Origin of the sequence: Streptomyces sp. KL2 (genome assembly GCF_046529545.1) — a bacterium.
GTDB lineage: Bacteria > Actinomycetota > Actinomycetes > Streptomycetales > Streptomycetaceae > Streptomyces > Streptomyces radiopugnans.
Window position 1 is genome coordinate 2,972,081 of the sequence record NZ_CP127170.1, and the last position, 19,189, is coordinate 2,991,269.

12 protein-coding genes are annotated in these 19,189 nt (G+C 75.5%); 4 read left to right on the forward strand and 8 right to left on the reverse strand.

Annotated elements, in window-relative coordinates; translation table 11 throughout:
* The first annotated feature begins 373 nt into the window (after positions 1–373).
* Complete coding sequence (locus QPK52_RS13475) at positions 374–796, forward strand: hypothetical protein (protein WP_410537727.1); 423 nt, start codon at positions 374–376, stop codon at positions 794–796.
* A 5-nt stretch (positions 797–801) separates the two neighbouring features.
* Positions 802–3,024: a caspase domain-containing protein gene (locus QPK52_RS13480; protein WP_410537728.1), complete on the forward strand. Its 2,223-nt coding sequence runs from the start codon at positions 802–804 to the stop codon at positions 3,022–3,024.
* Positions 3,025–3,060: 36 nt separating this feature from the next.
* Here the strand turns inward: QPK52_RS13480 and QPK52_RS13485 are convergent, their stop codons facing one another.
* The 6 genes from QPK52_RS13485 to QPK52_RS13510 all read right to left on the reverse strand — a co-directional run bounded on the left by QPK52_RS13485 (position 3,061) and on the right by QPK52_RS13510 (position 12,807).
* On the reverse strand, positions 3,061–4,458 hold the full coding sequence (locus tag QPK52_RS13485; protein ID WP_410537729.1) for a glutamine synthetase family protein: 1,398 nt from the start codon (positions 4,456–4,458) through the stop codon (positions 3,061–3,063).
* Positions 4,455–6,338: an IucA/IucC family protein gene (locus QPK52_RS13490; protein WP_410537730.1), complete on the reverse strand. Its 1,884-nt coding sequence runs from the start codon at positions 6,336–6,338 to the stop codon at positions 4,455–4,457. Before QPK52_RS13490 ends, QPK52_RS13485 begins: the two co-directional genes overlap by 4 nt.
* Positions 6,335–7,753, reverse strand: coding sequence for a lysine N(6)-hydroxylase/L-ornithine N(5)-oxygenase family protein (locus QPK52_RS13495; protein WP_410537731.1), 1,419 nt, complete (start codon positions 7,751–7,753; stop codon positions 6,335–6,337). Before QPK52_RS13495 ends, QPK52_RS13490 begins: the two co-directional genes overlap by 4 nt.
* Complete coding sequence (locus QPK52_RS13500; RefSeq protein ID WP_410537732.1) at positions 7,750–9,606, reverse strand: IucA/IucC family protein; 1,857 nt, start codon at positions 9,604–9,606, stop codon at positions 7,750–7,752. The genes QPK52_RS13495 and QPK52_RS13500 overlap by 4 nt, the downstream gene beginning before the upstream one ends.
* On the reverse strand, positions 9,603–11,156 hold the full coding sequence (locus QPK52_RS13505; protein ID WP_410540323.1) for a pyridoxal phosphate-dependent decarboxylase family protein: 1,554 nt from the start codon (positions 11,154–11,156) through the stop codon (positions 9,603–9,605). Before QPK52_RS13505 ends, QPK52_RS13500 begins: the two co-directional genes overlap by 4 nt.
* Before the next feature lie 367 nt (positions 11,157–11,523).
* On the reverse strand, positions 11,524–12,807 hold the full coding sequence (locus tag QPK52_RS13510) for a type III PLP-dependent enzyme (RefSeq protein WP_410537733.1): 1,284 nt from the start codon (positions 12,805–12,807) through the stop codon (positions 11,524–11,526).
* 621 nt (positions 12,808–13,428) lie between these two features.
* Here QPK52_RS13510 and gdhA point away from each other — a divergent pair.
* Positions 13,429–14,754: an NADP-specific glutamate dehydrogenase gene (gene gdhA / locus QPK52_RS13515; protein ID WP_410537734.1), complete on the forward strand. Its 1,326-nt coding sequence runs from the start codon at positions 13,429–13,431 to the stop codon at positions 14,752–14,754.
* Positions 14,755–14,946: 192 nt separating this feature from the next.
* On the opposite strand, the gene QPK52_RS13520 is transcribed toward gdhA, so the two are convergent.
* Entirely contained in the window at positions 14,947–15,447 is a 501-nt protein-coding gene (locus QPK52_RS13520; RefSeq protein WP_410537735.1) for an FBP domain-containing protein, read from the reverse strand.
* Between the two features lie 286 nt (positions 15,448–15,733).
* Here QPK52_RS13520 and QPK52_RS13525 point away from each other — a divergent pair, with 286 nt between their 5' ends.
* Positions 15,734–17,062, forward strand: a complete 1,329-nt coding sequence (locus QPK52_RS13525; RefSeq protein ID WP_410537736.1) for a hypothetical protein — start codon at positions 15,734–15,736, stop codon at positions 17,060–17,062.
* Positions 17,063–17,095: 33 nt separating this feature from the next.
* Here QPK52_RS13525 and QPK52_RS13530 read toward each other — a convergent pair whose 3' ends face one another.
* Complete coding sequence (locus QPK52_RS13530) at positions 17,096–19,189, reverse strand: SpoIIE family protein phosphatase (RefSeq protein ID WP_410540324.1); 2,094 nt, start codon at positions 19,187–19,189, stop codon at positions 17,096–17,098.

Here is a 19,189-nt window from a genome sequence, read left to right on the forward strand (position 1 = left end):
CCGCTTCCCCCGGCAGTCGGCGGACCGCCCCGCCGGACCTCTCCCCATCGGTCGGCGGCCGCGGAGGCGCGGACGTGCGGTCAGACTGTAACGACTCCGTGTGGTGCCCGCTGTGCGTTCTGTGAAATCTTCCCCGGCCGCCATGTCCGGGAAGCACCGGCGAGCGTGACGGCATATGCGCCGGTGACGCGTCCCGCGTTGCGGGGCCACCGCGCTCCTCCGCGCGGCGGAATCGGCCACCGCAGACTTCGCGCACGCCGGTTTCGCGCCGGTGGGAAGCCGGGGAGGTCTACTGTCGGCGGGACACGGCCGACGGCGGGGAGCCGACGCGTCCGCGTGTGACGGGCCGTGCCCGAACGGGGAGGGAACGGTTATGAGCGATCGGGTGCTGCTCCGGCTGCGCGGAGCGGACGGCGAGGACGCGGAACGCCTGGAACTGGCGACCTCGGCGTTACGCGAGGAGCTGCTGGAGCTGGACGTCGAACGGATCGAGGCGGTGAGCGCGGGGCCGGCCCCGGACGGGACCCGGGCGGTCGACGTGGCGGAGATCGGCGGTCTGCTGGTGACCCTCGCCCAGATGCCCGTTGCCCTGCACGAGCTGGTGACGGCGGTCCGGCACTGGCTGGCCAGGGGCGCGGACTCCGGAGCCGCCGACCGTACCGCCGAGCTGACGATCGACGGCGACACCCTGAAGGTCACCGGCGTCTCGGCCGAGACCCAGGACCGGATCGTCGACGCCTGGCTCCGGGCCCATGCCCCCGCTCCTTCCGCTCCCTCCGAGCCGGAGAGGAGCTGACCGCGGTGGCGGGACGACACGCCCTGATCGTGGCCAACGACGTCTACGAGCACGAGGGGCTGAGCCGCCTGGCGGCCCCGGCCCACGACGCCCGGGCCCTGGAGTCCGTGCTGGCCGATCCGCAGATCGGCCGGTTCCAGGTCACGGTGGTCCGCAACCAGCCCGCCCACGTCGTCCGGCGGGAGATCGCGAACTTCTTCGCCGACCGCAGGCCGGACGACTTCCTGCTGCTCCACTTCTCCTGCCACGGCCTGAAGGGGGCGTCCGGCGCGCTGTACTTCGCCGGCGCGGACACCGTGCCGACCCGGCTGTCCGCGACGGCGGTCTCCGCCCGCTTCGTCGACCAGGAGATGACCGAGAGCCGCGCCCGGCGGATCGCCCTGTTCCTCGACTGCTGCTACGGCGGGGCCTTCTCCCGGGGGATGCGGGCCCGTGCGGCGGACGCGATCGACGGGGAGAGCGCCTTCCCGGCGGCGGCGTCCGGGGCCGACGGCGCGGGCGACGGCCGGGGCCGGATGGTCATCACGGCCTCCGGCGCCACGGAGTACGCCTTCGAGGACGACCGGCTGGCCCGGGCGGACCGGCACGGGCCGTCGGTCTTCACCGGCGCGCTCGTCCACGGGCTGCGCACCGGCGAGGCGGACACCGGCGGGGACGGCCTGGTCGACCTGGACGAGCTGTACGACTACGTCTACACGCGGGTGCGCGCCACCACCAGGCACCAGACCCCGCAGAAGTGGGTGGACGCCTCCGGCAAGCTGGTCGTCGGCTGGGTTCCGCTGTCCGCCCGGCTGAAGGGCGCGCCCCTCCCCGCCGATCTGGTCGCCCGTACGGACGGGCGGGCTCCCGCCGACCGGCTGGCGGGGGTGCGGGAACTGCGGCGGATCCTGCTCGACGACGACGTCGAGCGGGCGGTCGGCGCCATGGACCTGCTGCACCGGCTGACCGGGGACGACAGCAAGGAGGTGTCCGCCGCCGCGACCGCCGCTCTGCAGGAGGCGCAGCTCAAGGCCGTCCCCGGCCGTGTCGAACTGGGAGCGGCGCCGGAGGGCGGATTCGGGGGCGGGGCCGGATTCGGAGCCGGAGGCGGGGAGGCCGGGCCGCCGGCCACGCACACGGTACGGCTGGTGGGCTCGCCCCTGGCACGCGTCTTCCAGGCCACCACCACGGCGAGCTGGATCACCGTGGAGCACAGCGGGCCCTTCGACCCGTCGGGCGGGTGGGTCAGGATCGGCGTCGACTCCGGAGCGCTCGCCGAGCACTCCGGGCCGCTGCACGGCTCGGTCAACATCGTGAACCGGCTGGGCGAGTTCGAGATACCCGTCACCGCGCCGGCCCGCGGTTCGCTGTGGCCCCGGACGGCCGGCACGGCCGTTCCCCGGCTCCCCCGGCCCGGCTGGCTCCTGGACAGGAGGGTGCCTCCGGCCCTCGCCGCCGCGGCTGTCGTGGCCTGGCCGCTGTCCGAGGCGTCGGCCGCGGGAGACATGAACCTCGCCGGCGCGGTGTTCTTCCTGCTGCGCTCGGCGCTGCTCCTGGCCGGGGCCCTTCTGCTGGACCGGCCCGGGACGAAGGGCGCGGTGGGCCGGGGCCTGGTCGCCGGGAGCGGCGTCTACTACCTCGCCTTCGGCCTGGGTCTGCTGGCCGTCCACGCCGATGTGTACGCGCTGCTGGGGCTGGCGGCCACCGTGCTGCTCCTGGCCGGACTGGTGCTGCGGCTGTGGCCGCACCGGGCGGTCCTGAAGGGGATGAGGCCGACGGCGGCCGCCGCGAACCGGCTGACGTACGTCACCGGGGCGGCGCTGGTGGGCCTGTTCGTCATGTCGTTCGTGTCGCTGCCGGAGACGGACGTGACGGCGGTGGACGTCATCGGGCTGCCCGCGGTCCTCTGCGCCGTCCTCCCGATGGGGGCGTTGTGCGTCGCCGCGACGTCGGCCGGTCTCCGCGGAGCGCGGGCGCGTCTCTCCGCCGTCGCGGCCATCGCCTCCTACTACGGCCCCGAGCTGTACTTCCTCCTGGGCTCCCTGTTCGGGAGGGAGCACGTCTACGTGGGCAACACCCTGGTCTCCCCGTACCCGTCCCCCGGGTACATCCTCGTCCAGGCCGCGCTCGTCGCGGCGCTCGCCCTGCCCGCGGCCCTGCCGCTGTGGCGCGGCTGGACGCCGCCGCCGAAGGCGCCGATGCCGCCGAACGTCCCGCCGCCGCCGACGGTTCCACCGCGTCCCCGGTGAGCTTCCGGCGCCCCGGCGGTGGCGGCGCGTACGGGCTCACAGGCGCTCGAAGCCGCGGACGCGCTCCCAGTCGGTGACCGCGCCTTCGAAGGCGGACAGTTCGGCGCGGGCGGCCCGCGCGTAGTGGGCGACGGTCTCCTTGCCGAAGAGTCCGGCCGCGATGCCGCTGTTCTCCCAGCGGTGCAGGGCCTCGGTGAGGGTGGCGGGCAGGCGGGGGACGGACGGGTCGGCGAGGGCGTTGGCGGTGTGCTCCGGCGGCAGGGGGAGGCGGTTGTCGATGCCGTGGAGCCCGGCGGCGACGGCGGCGGCGACGGCCAGGTACGGGTTGGCGTCGCCGCCGGGGACGCGGTGCTCGATGCGCAGGGACGGCCCCGAGCCCACCACCCGTACCGGGCAGGTGCGGTTGTCGCGGCCCCAGGCGATGCCCGTCGGGGCGAACGCGCCGGGCCGGAGGCGCTTGTAGGAGTTGACGTTGGGGGCCATCAGCAGGGTCAGGTCGGGCAGGCAGGCGAGCTGCCCGGCGACGAAGTGCCGCATCAGCTCCGACATGCCGTCACCGGCGGACGGGTCGGCCAGGACGGGCGTGCCGTCGGTGCCGCGCAGGGAGATGTGGACGTGGCAGGAGTTGCCCTCGCCCTCGTCGAACTTCGGCATGAACGTCAGCGAGGCGCCCTCGGCGGCGGCGATCCGCTTGGCGCCGTCCTTGAACAGGACGTGGTTGTCGCAGGTGGCCATCGCCTCGTCGTAGCGGAAGACGATCTCGTACTGACCCGGGTGGCACTCCCCGCGGGCGGTCTCCATCCGCAGCCCGGCGCGCGTCATCGCGCGGCGGATGCGGCGGGCGACCGGCTCGACCTCCTCCAGGCCCTGGAGGGAGTAGTCGGTGTTGTAGCGGGCGGCGGGGCGCAGGCCGGTGTAGCGGCGCTCCCAGGCCTCGCGGTAGGAGGCGGTGAAGACGAGGAACTCCAGCTCGGTGCCGGCGTACGCGGTCAGGCCGCGGGCGGCCAGCCGGTCGAGCTGGGTGCGCAGGACGTGGCGGGGGGCGACGGCGACCGGCTCGGGTCCGTGGTCGGGGCCGGGGCCGTGTTCGCCGCCGGGGCCGACGGGCCACACCGCGTCGGCCAGGACGAGGGCGGTGCCCTCGTCCCAGGGCAGGACGGTGCGCAGGGTGGCCGGGTCGGGGCGCAGGACGAAGTCGCCGAAGCCGCTGTCCCAGGCGTCGATGGCGTAGCCGGGGCCGGTGTCCATCTCCACGTCGGTGGCGAGCAGGTAGACGCAGGCGCCGAAGCCGCCGCGGGCGGCCTCCTCCAGGAAGTAGGGCACGGACAGTCGGCTGCCCATCAGCCGCCCCTGGAGGTCGGGCACGGCGACGACCACCTCCTCGACGCGCCCCGCCTCGGCCTCGGCGCGCAGCCGCTCGTACGGGTCGGTCACCTGGACTCCTCGGTGGAGGCGGTGGAGGCGTTGGAAGCGGCGGGTTCGGCGGATCGGGAGAAGGGGGCCGCGCCGGCCAGGGGGTTGGGGACGGTGCCGTGGACGACGTCGAAGCCCTCGTCGCGTTCGGCGCGGTCGTGGAAGCCGCCGCCCAGCAACTGCTCGCGGTTGAGGGCGACCCGGTCGAAGGAGGGCGCGAGCAGACCGAACTCCTCGAAACGGTCGGCGAGTTCGGGGAAGCGGCCGTGGTAGCGGCCGACCTCGGCACGCACCAGGGACCAGAAGTCCGCCTCGGGGACGCCCAGATGCTCCTCCACCAGGGGCGCGAGGAAGCGGAAGTGGCCCGCGAAGACGGCGCTCAGCAGCGAGTGCGCCAGCTCGCGCGCCGGCCAGCGCAGCAGTGCGGCGTCTGCGCGCGGCGGCAGCCCGGCGTACTCGGGGCGGCGGCCGGGGAGCAGGTTGACGTCCTCGGCGAAGTCCTTGAGCGCGATGCCGACGGGCACCTCGCGGGCGTCGTGGAGGACCACGGTGTTCTCGCCGTGCGGGCAGAAGGCGATGCCGTGGCGGTACAGGCAGTGCAGCAGCCCCGGCAGCAGGGCGGCCAGGAAGCGGGCCAGCCAGGCGCGCGGGGCCAGGCCGGAACGTTCCACCAGCTCGGCGACCAGCGCCTTCCCGTCCGAGCCGGTCTTGAGCAGGGCGGCCATCGTGCGGGCCTTCTCACCGTCGCGCAGCAGGGCGGTCACCGGCTCGCGCCACACCGCGCCCAGCAGCTCGTGGTAGCGGTAGGGGGCGTCGGCCACCGACTCGTACAGCGGGTGGCGCACGGCGACGGAGGCCACCTCGCCCAGGGGGTGGAAGCGCAGCTCGTCGCGGAGGTAGGGGTCGGTGTCGCGTATCGCGTGCAGCCAGGCGCTGATGTCGGGCGCGGCCCGCGTCGGTTCGGTGGACAGCCCGCGCCACACCAGGGTGTTGCGGATGAGCAGCGGCACCTTGACGTTGCGGCGGCCGGGGTGGTCGAGGTTGGCGAGGGTGCGGATCGACTGGAGGGGCCGGTAGCGGTCCGGGCCCTCGCCGAGGGGGACGATCCGGCCGTCGGCGAGGTAGGGGGCGAAGAGGGTGGCCACGGCCTCGTCCCAGTGGAAGGGGTGGACCGGCAGCCAGACGAAGTCGCCCGGGGCGTAAGGGCCTTGGGTGCAGGCGTCGGCGAGGGCGGTGGCGAAACGTTCGCGCACGGCCGCGTCCAGCTCCTCGGACAGCAGCGCCTGAGCGTCCAGGCCCGGTATGCCCGCGTACGAGGCCAGGGTGGTGTGTACGGCCGCCCAGCGCAGCCGCACCTCGCCGGCCGCCTCGGGGGCGTAGGCGGCGGCGTCGGAGGCGGAGAAGCCCAGGCGGCCCTTGTTGAGCAGCATGCAGGGGTGGCCGTCCTGGTGGGACTCCAGCTCCAGGTGGTCCAGGTCGGCCAGGTCGGCGGCGGGCAGGTCGCGGGCGATGACCTCGGCCTCGGCGCGGCGGGTCGCGGTCAGCTCGCGCAGCGCCTCGGCGGTGGTGGGGCCGTCCCAGCCCAGCACCGCGCGGGCGTCGAGCAGCAGCCGCTCGGGGCCGGCCTCCTCCCCCTCCGCGTCGCCGCCGGGCGCGGGGTGGCGGCGCAGGGTGCCGGGGACCAGGCGCCAGGAGCCGAAGGAGCCGCGGGCGGCGCGGAACGTCCAGGACACCCCGCCGCCCAGGTCCAGCCGGTACGCGCCGGGGGAGCCGGCGGGCCCGGCGGCGGGTTCGGGGTCGGGTTCGGGGACGAGCAGTTCCTCGTAGGCGAACTCCTCGACGGCCTTGGCCAGCAGTCTGCGCCCCGCCTCCCGCCAGGCGTCGCGGGGGACGGCGCTCATCGGGCCGCCTCCCCGGCGCGCGCCCCGGCCCCGGGCTCTCCGGTCCCGGGCTCGGGCCCGGGCGCGCCGAAGGTCGTCCAGGCCGCCCGGTCGGGCACGGGCAGTACGGTGCGCCCGGCGGCGGAGTTGAGGATCACCGCCGCCCGCCACGCGCCGAGGGTCAGGTCGGGCGCGCCCACGCCGTGGGTGTGCATCTCGGCGTTCTGCACGTACAGCGCGCCGGTGACGCTCGCGTCGAGCGCGACGCGGTAGTCGCCGCCGACGCGGTAGCGGCCGCGCGCGTCCCAGTCGACGAGCTTCTCCAGCGGGTCCAGGCAGGCCGGTCGTACGGCCGCGTAGCCGGTGGCCGCGACGACCGCCGAGGTGCGCACCTCGAACTCCGTGCCCTGCCGGGTGTGGCGGCAGCCCAGCACGTAGCCCCGCCCCCCGGAGTCCTCCACGGGGCGCACGGCGGTGATCTCCACGCCCGGGTGGAGGTCGGCGCGCGGCCGGCCGCCGCCGATGGTCCGCTCGTACAGCTCGTCGTGGATCTCGCCGAGGGTGTGCTCGCTGACGCCCTTGTAGAGCTGCCACTGCTCGCGCACCAGCCGGTCGCGGACGGCCTCGGGCAGGGCGCGGAAGTAGCGCACGTAGTCCGGGGTGAAGTGCTCCAGGCCGATCTTGGAGTACTCCATGGGCGCGAACGCCGGGGTGCGCGCCAGCCAGCGCACGTACGGGCCGCCGCGCCCCTCGCCGTCCTGGCGCCGCAGCAGGTCGAGGACGACCTCCGCGCCGGACTGCCCCGCTCCGACCACCGTCACGTCGTCGGCCGCGGCGAGGGCGGCGCGGTGGGTGCGGTAGTCGGCGCTGTGCAGTACGCGCCCGGCGTGCGCGGGCGTGAGCAGGGGGCGCAGCGGCTCGGGCACGACCGGGGTGGTGCCGACGCCGAGGACGACCCGGCGGGCCAGCACGCGCCCCTCCCGGCCCCCGCCCGAATCACCCGGCGCGCGGTGGGTGACGGCGAACGCCTCGGCCGACGCGTCCCACTCCACCGCCGTCACCTCCGAGCCGAAGCGGCACGAGGGCAGGCGCTCGGCGACCCAGCGGCAGTAGTGGTCGTACTCGCGGCGCGGGATGTGGAAGCGCTCGGAGAAGAAGAACGGGAACAGCCGCCCGTGCTCGCGCAGGTAGTTCAGGTACGACCAGCGGCTGGTGGGGTCGGCCATCGTCACCAGGTCGGCCATGAAGGGCACCTGCAGGACGGTGCCCTCCAGCAGCAGGCCGGGGTGCCAGGAGAAGGCGGGCCGGCGGTCCAGGAAGAGGGTGTCCAGTCCCGGCACGCCGTCGCAGAGCGCGGCCAGGGAGAGGTTGAACGGGCCGATGCCGACGCCGACGAGGTCGTACACGCCGTGCGGCGGGGTGGAGTGGTCGGTCACCGCTGTGCCTCCGCGAGGGGGTTGGGAAGGTCGATGTAGACGGACTGGGTGTGGACGTCGCCGACCAGCTCGTCGAGCCCGTCCACGCAGGTCAGGAAGTTGGCCTTGCAGCGCAGCGACGGGGCGTCCAGCAGCAGGTCCAGCAGGCCCTTGGCGCCGGGCTCGGCGGCGCGCAGCCGCTCCAGCGCGCCGCGCAGCACGCGCAGCAGGCGCTCCTCGCGGGCCAGGCCGAACGAGCCGAACGCGCCCACCAGGCCCAGCAGGTTGCTCACGCCCAGGTAATAGGCGACGCGCTCGTCGACGAAGGAGTCCTCGAAGACCAGCTCCACCCCCTCGTACAGGCCCGGCAGCAGCCGCTCCAGCGCGGCGGCGCGGGAGGCGGCGACGTAGTAGCCCTGGCTGTCGCGGTACCGGCCCGCCACCGGCAGTCCGTCGGCGCCCAGCGCCACCAGGGTGTTCTGGTGGTGCGGCTCCAGTGCGATCCCGTGGTGGGCCTGGAGGCGGATCAGGGGTACGGCCAGCACGTCGAGGTAGCGCAGCAGCCATCGCTCGGACGCCTCGGCGGTGGAGATCCCGTGGGCGCGGGCGGCGCGCTCCACGGCCTCGCACAGCGCGGCGCGGTACGGCGGCGGGGATCCGTCGCCGGGGCCGGTGCGCTCGGCGAGCAGGCCGGCCACGCACAGCGCCTCACCGGTCCCGCTCCCGCTCCCGCCCCGGAAGGGGTTGTCGCGTACCGCCGTCTCCAGCCCCGTCTCCGGTCCCGCTTCCGGGGCGCCCTCGCCGCGGCCCGCCGACACCCATGCGAAGTCGCGCAGGATGCCGAACTCCGGGTGCTCGGCGCGCAGCCACCCGCCCGGCCCGGGGCGGTCCGGCGATCCGGCGGCCAGCAGCCGTGCGGCCCGCACTCCCAGCCGCAGTTCGCCGCGGAGGTTGTTGCGGCGGGAGTTGGTGATCCGCATGCCGAGCGACAGCTTCAGCATCGCCCCCGCGTCCGGCCGGTGCACCGTCCGCAGCGAGGAGGTGGGGTACCAGGCGGGGCCGGCCGGACCCAGCGGACGCAGCAGCCCGGCCTCCAGCAGCGCGGCGGTCTCCGGGCGGCGTACGGCCTCGCGCGCCTGCCAGGGGTGGGCGGGCACCGGCACCATGCCGCCGGGCACCTCCACACCCGCCGCCAGGGACCGCAGCAGCTCGGCGACGGGGCGGCCGTCCGCGCTCTCGCCGACGACCGCGTCCGGGTGCGCGGCGAACCAGTGCAGCGGGAAGGAGCCGCGCAACTCCGGCGAGTAAGCCTCCAGTTCGGCGTCCGACGCCTCCCCGCGGCTCTTGGGCGCGGGGTGGAGGGGGTGGCCCAGCAGCAGCGCCTGCTCGGCGTCCAGGAAGGGGGTCGGGCCCGCGGTGCCCGGGGCCTCCGCACGGCGCCGGGCCAGATGGACGGCGGTGCGGCGGGCCGAGTCCAGCACCCGGGCCACCGCGTCGTCGCCGTCGAGGAGCGAGTGGCCGCGCCGCAGCGCGTGCTCCCGGACCAGCCCCGCCGCCGCCAGCGAGATGCCCGCCGGGAGGCTGCCGCCCCGCTCCGATGTGACGACGCGCACCTCGCCGAAGCGGTGCCAGCCGGTCGCGGACCGGTAGCGCACCGGAACGCGCAGCGTCATCCTGCTCAGCGGCAGCACCAGGTGCAGCGACTGCCCGGCGGCCGGCACCTCGGTGCCGGTCTCGCGGACGTACGCGCGCAGCAGCCGCTCGGCCGCGGCGGTGCAGGCGGCGCGCTGCGGGTCGGGGTGGTCGAGCGGGTCGGTGCCGTCGTACGGGCCGCCGCGCACCGGCGGGTTTCCGCCCCGGGGGGTCGGGTTCACAGGGGCTCCTCCTCGGCTCGGCTCCCGGCCCGTTCCTCGGCCCGTTCCTCGGCCCGCTCCTCGGCGAGGCCCGCCTCGGCGACCGCGTGCAGCAGCCGCTCGACGTCGGCGGGCGTCGCGTGCGGGTTGAGCAGGGTGAGCTTCAGCCGCACCCGGCCCGGCCCCTCGCCCGGCAGTTCGGTGCGGCCGACGACCGCGCGGCCCTCGCGCAGCAGCCTGCGCCGCAGGGCGGCGTTGATCCGGTCCGCCCGCGCCGGGTCGGCGCCGTGGCCGGCGCTGCGATCGGCGCGGCCCTCCTCGCGCGGTACGTAGCGGAAGAGGAACGCCGTGAGCACCGGGTCGGCGTGCAGCTCCAGCCGGGGGTGGGCGCGCACCGCCGCCGCCCCGGCCAGCGCGAGGTCGTGGCAGGCGTCCACCAGCCGGCCCAGGCCCTCGCGGCCCAGCGTGCGCAGGGTGACGGCGATGGAGAAGCCGTCCGCGCGGCGGGTGGTGCGCAGCGACAGGCCGAGCAGGCTGGGGTAGCCGGCCTCCTCGTCGTCGCGCGGGTTGAGGTAGACCGCGCGGCGGGCGAGCGAGGCGTACGTCTCCGCGCGCCGGACGAGGAACACGCCCGCCGCGACCGGCTGCCAGCCCAGCTTGTGCCAGTCCAGGGAGACGGAGTCGGCCAGTTCGACGCCGTCCAGCAGCGGGGCCAGGCGGTCCGACAGCAGCGCGCCGCCGCCGTAGGCCGCGTCCACGTGGAACCAGGCGCCGTACTCGGCGGCCAGGCGCGCGCACTCGGGCAGTGGGTCGACCGTGCCGGTGTCGGTGGTCCCGGCGGTGGCGACGACGGCGACGGGCAGCTCGCCGGCTTCCGCGCACCGCTTCAGGGCGCCGGCCAGCGCGCCGGGGTCCATGCGCTGGGCGCGGTCGATGCCGACGGGCACCACCGCGTCCTCGCCCAGACCCAGCAGGGCGGCGGCGCGCTGGACGGAGAAGTGCGCGGCGGCGGAGGTGAACACGCGGGGGCGCGGGCCGGTGCGCGGTACGCCCTCCAGCTCGACCTGCCGCCCCGATGCGCGCCCCAGCACCCGGTCGCGGGCCAGCATCAGGCCCATCAGATTGGACTCGGTGCCGCCGGAGGTCAGCACCCCGGCGGCCTCCTCGCCGTAGCCCGCCAGCTCCGCCAGCTCCGCCAGCAGCAGCGTCTCCAGGGTGGTGGCGGCCGGTGCCTGGTCCCAGGAGTCCTGCGAGGGGTTGAGCGCGGAGACGGCCAGGTCGGCTGCGACGGCGACGGCCAGCGGCGGGCAGTGCAGGTGGGCCGCGCACAGCGGGTCGGCCGGGTCGGCGCTGCCGTACGCCAGCAGCGAGGCCAGCCGGGGCAGGGCCTCCGTGCCGCGGGCCGCCGCGTACTCCCGGGCGACGCGCGCGGCCAGCTCCCCGGGTTCGAGCGCCGGTACGGGGCCGCCGCGCCGCGCCGCGCCCTCCTCCAGCGCCGCGAGCGCGGCGCGCAGCAGCGGCTCCAGGGCGCCGGGACCGTCCGCGGAACCGGACAGGGCGGCACCGGGCAGCGGGGCGGCCGCGGACGGGGCGGTGCCGGGCCGTGTCCCCGCACCGGACCCGGCGGCCGTCAGCAGCCCGTCGACGAGTGCGCTCAGCGTCTGGGAGCGCCCGCTGCCGTCCCGAGCAGCCGGAACGTCCGCTTCCGTGGCCCGGACGCGCCCTGTCACGCCGCCCGCCCGGGGCGGCGACGGTACACGCGGGCGCGGGCGCGGGCCGAGGGCTCCCGCGCGCACCGGTGCCGTGGGACGGCGTCCGCGGTGGCGGTCGGCGCGGGGGGTGTGGTGGGCACGGTCATCGCGTTGTCGCTCCGTTGCTCCGTCAGGAGGAATGCGGTGGCGGTACGGCCCGGAGGCCGTCCCCGGGGGCGGTCGGTGGTCACAGCAGGTGGCGTTCCGCGACGGGGTGGCCGAGGAAGCCGTGCATCGCGAACTCCCAGCCGTAGGAGCCCGCGTAGGGGAAAACGACCAGATCCCCCGCTCGGACTCGGTCCACCCGGACATCGCGCAGCAGGGTGTCCTCGGGAGTGCACAGTTCGCCGACGACGGTGACGCGCGTACCGGCCGCCTCCGGGCGCGGCAGGCCGTCGGGCCAGCGGTCGACGGGCAGGACGGCGATGTTGTGGACCAGGTCCCAGGAGGTGGGGAGCTGGAAGTGGTTGATGCCGCCGCGCAGCACGGCGAAGGCGGTGCCGTAGCTGTGCTTGACGTCGGTGACCTCGGCCGCGTACCAGCCGCAGTCGGCCACCAGGAAGCGGCCCGGCTCCAGGACCACCCGCACGCCCGGCGGCGGCTCGCTCCGCGCGACCAGCTCGCCGAAGCGGGAGACGTCGAAGGGCCGCTCGCCCGCGAGTTCCTCGAAGGCCACGCCTATGCCGCCGCCGACGTCGACCATGCGCAGGTCCACGCCGTGCTCCCGGGCGGTCGCCGTGCTCCACTCCACACACCGGCGCAGATGGGCGGCCTGGGCGGCGGCGTCGAGGTTGTTGGAGGCGGCGTGGATGTGGAAGCCGGTGACGTCCAGGCCCGGCAGCCGCAGCGCCTGCTCCAGCACCCCGGGCACATCGGGCTCGGGCACCCCGAACTGCGACGCCTGCCCGCCCATGCGCAGCGAACCGGAGGCCGGCACCGAGACGGGCCCGGCGGCGGGGTTGACGCGCAGCGCCACACGGGCGGTGGTGCCCTCGGCGACGGCGATACGGCTGATGCGGTGGAGTTCCAGCAGGCTCTCGGCGTTGACCGCCTCGACCCCGGCGCGCACCAGGGCGGTCAGCACGGGCACCGACTTGGCCGGCCCGGCGGCGACGACGGGTACGGGGGAGGCATCGCCGGAAGGGGAGCCGTCCCGCTCCCGGAGGGCGGCCAGGGCCAGCTCCAGCTCGGCGCGGGAGGCGACCTCGAAGCCGTCCACGTACGGGGCCAGCGCCCGTACGACGCCGGGGAAGGAGTTGGCCTTCACCGCGTAGTGGACGGCCGCCCACTCCGGCAGGGCCGCGCGCAGCTCGCGGGCGCGCGCTGCCGCGGCCCGGCCGTCGTAGAGGTAGGCGGAGACGGGCGCCTCGCCCCGCGCCAGCTCCAGCAGCCGTCGGCGGACCGGCTCGGGCAGGACGTCGGCGGGATAGGCGGAGCGCGGGGCGGCGGATGGCGGGAGAACGATGGACAAGGGCTCTACCTCGCTGGGTGCGGCACGGGCGGGGAGGCGGTGCGGTCGTCCGGTGCGCGGCGTCAGCCGCCGTCGGAAGCGCTCACGTCCCCTCCTTCCGGGTGCGTCACCCGGCCGCCTGAACGGCCGTTAAATTAGGTGAGGCTAACCTAATGACTTCTCTCTCTTCCGCCAAGAGAGCCACGCGGCGCACGGGCGCTCGTACCCCGCTTCCCGCGCGGGCGCTCGCGCACGCGCGCCGAAGACGTCACATCCCTTACCAGTGAGGGCGCTTGTAGTCCTGGACGACGGGTGCCGGCCGGCCGCCGGGCCGGGGCGGGTCCGTTCGTCACCCCACGTGCGCGACCCGCCGCGGAACGCCTTCCCCGCGGGCGGCGGGCCCGGCCGCGGGGGCGCTCGCGCGGCCGTACCGCCCCGGCTTCAGGCCGCCGGGCCGGATGCCCGGTGCACCCCGGGAGGAATTCGCGGCCGAGGCGTGTCACGCTTGAAGTCCGCCACGTCGACGACGACGCCGAGCACCCGATCTCCATGGGGGTGCTCGGCGTCATGCGTTTCACGGGTTCCGCAGGGGTCGGTGGAACCGGGCGGGACAACAGGAGCCGCACCTTCTAGGAGTAACGCGTGATCGAGAAGATCTACGACCGGATACTGCACCGCAACCCCGGCGAGAAGGAGTTCCACCAGGCCGTGTGGGAGGTCCTGGAATCCCTCGAACCGGTCTTCGCCCGGCGTCCCGAGCTGCTGGACGAGTCTCTCATCGAGCGCCTGTGCGAGCCTGAGCGTCAGATCATCTTCCGTGTCCCGTGGAGCGACGACTCCGGGAAGACCCACGTCAACCGCGGTTTCCGGGTGGAGTTCAACAGCGCCCTCGGTCCGTACAAGGGCGGCCTGCGCTTCCACCCGTCCGTCAATCTGGGGATCATCAAGTTCCTGGGCTTCGAGCAGACCTTCAAGAACGCCCTGACCGGCATGCCGATCGGCGGCGGCAAGGGCGGCAGCGACTTCGACCCCAAGGGGAGGTCGGACGCGGAGGTCATGCGCTTCTGCCAGTCCTTCATGACCGAGCTCTACCGTCACCTGGGCGAGTACACCGACATCCCGGCGGGTGACATCGGGGTCGGCGAGCGCGAGATCGGCTACCTCTTCGGCCAGTACCGCCGCATCACCAACCGCTGGGAGGCCGGCGTCCTGACCGGCAAGGGCGTCCTGTGGGGCGGCTCCCAGGCCCGCTCGGAGGCCACCGGCTACGGCCTGGTCGTCTTCACCGCCGAGATGCTCAAGACGCGCGGCGAGAGCCTGGAGGGCAAGCGGGTGGTGGTCTCCGGTTCCGGCAACGTGGCCATCCACGCCATGGAGAAGGCGCGGCAGCTCGGCGCCGTGCCGATCGCCTGCTCCGACTCCGGCGGCTACGTGGTGGAGGAGAAGGGCATCGACCTGGAGCTCCTCAAGGAGGTCAAACTGGCCGAGCGCGGACGGCTGTCGGCGTACGCCGAGCGCAGCGGGGCGCGCTTCGTGCCCGACGGCCGGGTCTGGGAGGTGCCGTGCGAGGTGGCCCTGCCCTCCGCCACCCAGAACGAGCTGGACCGGGACGACGCGGCGACGCTGGTCCGCAACGGCGTGCTCGCGGTCGGTGAGGGCGCGAACATGCCGACCACGCCGGAGGGCGTGCGCGTGCTGCGCGAGGGCGGCGTCCTGTTCGGCCCGGGCAAGGCGGCCAACGCCGGCGGCGTGGCCACCAGCGCGCTGGAGATGCAGCAGAACGCCTCGCGCGACTCCTGGACCTTCGAGCACACCGAGGCCCGGCTGACCGAGATCATGCGGCACATCCACGACCTGTGCCACACCACCGCCGAGCGCTACGGCCGCCCCGGCGACTACGTGGCCGGCGCCAACATCGCCGGCTTCGAGCTGGTGGAGCAGGGCATGGTGGCGCAGGGCCTGATCTAGCCCGCACGGGCGCGGGGCGCCGGGGGCGGCGGAGGAACGGTTCGCCGCCCCCGGCGCCCACGTCGTTCCGGCCCCCGCCCGCCGGGCGCGGGCGCCTCGCGCCCGGCGGGCGCTGCAGCAGGGCGCCCAGGGCGGCGAGCAGGACGGAGACGGCCACCGCCCCGGCGGCCGCGGGCTGCTCCGGGCCGACGCTCACGCGTGGAGGCGGTCGAGGAAGGCGAGGAGGTTGGCCCTGGTGCGCTCCGCCTGCTCCTCCACCGTCAGCGACTCCTCCAGCCGCCCGCCGCCATCGGGGAGCCTCCTGCCGCGCACGTACAGGGAGCAGGCGAGGTCGGCGCACATGTACAGCCCGACCGAGTCGCCCTCGCGCCCGGCCCGGCCGGCCTTGGGGGCGGCCATCAGGGCCACGCCGTCGGCCGGGTGCGTGGTCAGGCACAGCGAGCACATGCCGCCGCCGCGGCGGGCGCGGCCCGGCTGCCGGGCGGGGGAGCGGAGTGCCACGCCCGTGAGCAGACCGCCGCGTTCGACGACGACGCAGCAGCGGTCGGGGGCCGCGGGATCGCGCCAGCCGAGGAAGTCCAGGTCGTCCCAGGGCTGTTCGGTCAGGTCGCGCGGCAGTGCCATGCGCTTCGCCTCGCCCTTGGAGCAGTTGACGAACGACGCGCGGATTTCCTTCTCGGTCACGGGTCTCATGGCGGGCAGCCAACCATTGGCGGGGAAGCTCGGGCAAAAGGTTAATACTCACGGGAACGCCCGGTACCGGCACGGCCGGACGCCGGGTGCGGGACGCCGCGTACCGGCGCTTCCCGACGGTGCCGCCCGGCGGTCCTGGCTGACGGTGCGTCACGGAGGCTGCCGGAGGGGGTGGGCGGGACGGCGGGCGGTGCGCGTGTCTGAACGGCTAAAGGTCCGAAATGATCCAGAATGGTGGAAACTGCTCCATGTTGACCATAGTTGTCCCGTTGCCGAGGAGCGTGGCATGCATGTTCGCGAAGGGCTCCCCGACCAGCCCACCCGCGTCGGCCGCATCGACTGGCCCAAGGAAGGCGACAACGGTACGCACCTGCGCCTGAGGAGCGGGCACGTCGTCGTCTTCGACCGGCAGCCCTGGCGGATCCTGGAGATCGACGAGTACCGGGACCACCCCTGGCCGCTCTCCTACGAGCAGGCCTGGCGCGAGCACCTCGAACTGTGGCGGCACTCGGAGGACCTGCGCCGGATGAACGGACGGCTGAACGCGCAGCCCCCCGAGCGGGCCGACTTCTACAAGCGGCCCGTGGTGCTGGTCCTGCGCAACGAGAACTTCCCGCGCTCCGCGCCCAAGCACTGGTGCGCGCCCATCAGCCACGGCTGGCAGGTCCTGCCGGAGCACTACGCGGTCTGCCGCACCTGCGGCGAACTGCCGCCCTGCAGCAACGGGGAGTACCGCGGGGAGATCGGTCCCCGCGCCGCCGCGCAGAAGGAGGGCGCGGGCCTGTGCGTACCGGCGGGCTGCTGCATCGGCTGCGCGGAGCCCATCAAGCCCCGGATGCGGACGGTGCGCTTCCCCGGACCGAACCTCTGGTACCCCGACCTGGGCGAGGGCAGCGCGATCTTCCACGCCCGCACCGCCTGCGCCGACCAGGTCGAGTGCTACCGGCTGCAGTGGAAGGCCGAGCACGTCCCCACCGCGCCGCAGCCGACGGCGCCGCTGTGGTCCCCGGGCACCGCCGAGAGCGTACTGCCGCCGCAGACCAGGTTCTCGCCGGACGCGTCCAGGTCCGCCGGGGGGTGGAACGTTCCGGCGGTGAACGGCGCGGGCGCGGGGGAGGCCGTCCCCGCAGCGGCCCCCGCGGCGCCTGCCGCTCCGGCCGCGCCCGCCGCTTCGGCGGCTCCGGGTACGGGTGCCACCGAGGCCGAACCCCGGCCCGCGCCCGAGCGGCCGCAGCCGCAGGCGCCCGCACAGTCCGCGCCCGCACAGTCCGCGGAGCCCGCGCCGGAGCCCGTGCCCCTCGTCCCGGCGACCCCGGCCACCCCCGCGCCCGCCCCCGTCGCACCGGCACCCGCACCGCCGGCCCCATCGGCCCCGCCCGCCCCGCCGACGGAGCCCGCGGCCGCCGAAACCCCCGCCGTACCGCCCACCGCGCCGCCCGCCGAGGAGCTGGACGCGATGCGCCGGCTCACGGAGGACCTCAGCAGCTCCCTGTCCGCCGACCGCCCCGCCTTCCACGACGCCGAGCAGGCCGCCCGTGTGATCGAGGAACTCACCGCCGCGGTCCGCAACATCGCCCTGTGCCTGAACGGCACCAATCTCCGGGCCCGCCCCTGAGACCGGGCGGCGGCGCCCGGCCGGGGGCGGCGCTCAGCCCAGGTAGCTGAGGGCGAGGACGGCCAGGTCGTCGCGGAGCCGCTCGCCCCACCAGGAGTGGGCGTCCTCCACCAGCGCCGCGACCACGCGGTCGGCGGGACGCCCGTCGCCGGTCGGCAGCGGATGCCCGGCGAGCAGGGCGGCGAGGTCCTCGGGCTCGCGGCGGTCCTCCGCCCCGGCGCCCTCGGTGAAGCCGTCGGTGTAGAACACCAGGGTCTCGCCCGGGGACAGCTTCGCCTCGGTCACCGGGTGGTGCAGCTCGTCCAGGACGCCCAGGAGCGGGCCGCGCACCTCCAGCAGCTCGGTCCCGCCGTCGGCGCGGCGCAGCAGCGGGGCGGGGTGCCCGGCGGAGGCGACCCGGACGCGGACGGCGCCGGAGGGGTCCGAGGGAGCCGCCGGGTCGGAGAGAGGCTCCAGAACGGCGTAGACGAGGGTGCAGAAGGGGGTGTTCTGGCGGCGCAGCGCGTTGTTGACCAGGCCCAGGACGTGCTCGGGATCCGTGGTGTGCTGGGCCGCCGCCCACAGGGTGTGGCGCACCAGGCCGGTGATCGCGGCGGCGCCGGGCCCCTTGCCGCAGACGTCGCCCAGCGCCAGGACGTGCCGGCCGTCGGGGGTGGTGAAGGCGTCGTAGAAGTCGCCGCCGATGTGCAGGCCGCTGCCGAAGGGGTGGTAGCGGGCGGCCAGGTCGAAACCGGGCAGCTCGGGCAGGCGGGGCGGGAGCAGCGGTTGCTCCAGGGCCTCGGTGGTGGCGCGCAGCCGCTGCAGCAGGCGGTCCCGCTGGATGCCGACGGCCACCTGGTCGGCGATGTTCTCCAGGATGGACAGCGTGGAACCGGGCAGGGCCAGGCGGGTGTTCAGGGTCAGCACGCCGATCAGCTCTCCGCCGGAGACCAGCGGATAGCCGGCGAAGGACCCCTGGGGCCGTCCGGTCCCGGGCGGGGGGCCGCCGGGGGGTGTGAGGTCCAGATGGGGGCGCTGCCGGTCGGCTATCTGCCCCACCAGGGCTCCGTCCGCGTGCTCGGGGTGCAGCAGGTCGGCGGCGGTGGTGCGGTCGGCGTCGGCGCACGCGGTGGGTTCGGGTCTGCCGGACGGCGTCAGGGTCCACAGGCAGACGCGGTCGGCGCCCAGCCGGTCCACGGTGGCCCGCACACAGCGGTGCAGGCGTTCGGCCAGCGGACCGGGGGCCGTCATGGCGGCGGCGACCTCCGCGCTGAGCAGGGCGTGGCCGGTGCGCTCGGCGAGCTTGCGCTGCGCGTGCAGCCGGTCGGTGACGTCCTCGGCGAGCACCAGGACGCGCTCGCGGCCCTGGGAGTCCGTCACCTTCTGGGGGGCTATGCGCATGGCCTGCGAGGTGCCGTCGGACCTGGTGCGTTCGAAGACCACGTCGGGGCCGGGGGAGGACTGCTCCCGGGCCGTGTCCAGGTGCTGCCGCAGCGCGGCGCGGGCGTCCGGCGGGAACAGGTCGGCCAGCGGGCGGCGGAGCGAGCCGTGGTCGTCCAGCTCCAGGACAGCCGAGGCCCGGCGGTTCCAGGCGAGCACCGCGCCGTCGTCGTCCAGCATGAGCGCGCCGATCGGGGCCTGGGTGAGGAACTCGCCCAGCAGGCGCTCCCCCAGCTGCCGGCTGATCACCGTGCCGTTGGTGAGCTGCCGCTGGGCGGAGGCCCGCACCGCGGTCTCGGCACGCCGCCGGGAGAGGGACTCCAGCAGTTCGCGGACCGTCCGCGGCAGCAGGTCGGCCCGGGCGTCCGGGACGCGGCGGACGAGATCGGAGGGGAAGAGTATCGGCAGCGTGGCGAGCCGGGAGTCGGTGGCGGAGGTGGCGACCACCACCGCCGCCAGGTCCGCCGGATGGGGGCGCAGCGCGTGGATCAGGCCGACCGGGGCCTGCACCCGGCGGCCCACCACCGCCACGGCGGGCGGGCGCTCGCCGGGCGTCCCCTCGGTGTGCTCCAGGACGCTCGCGGCCGTGACGCGGACCAGCTCGGCCTCCTCGCCGGACGCGGCCCCCGCGCCGAACGCGGCCTCGAAGTCCTCAGCGGTCTCGGGCAGGACGTCCACCAGCAGGATGCGGGTTCTCCCGCCGGACAT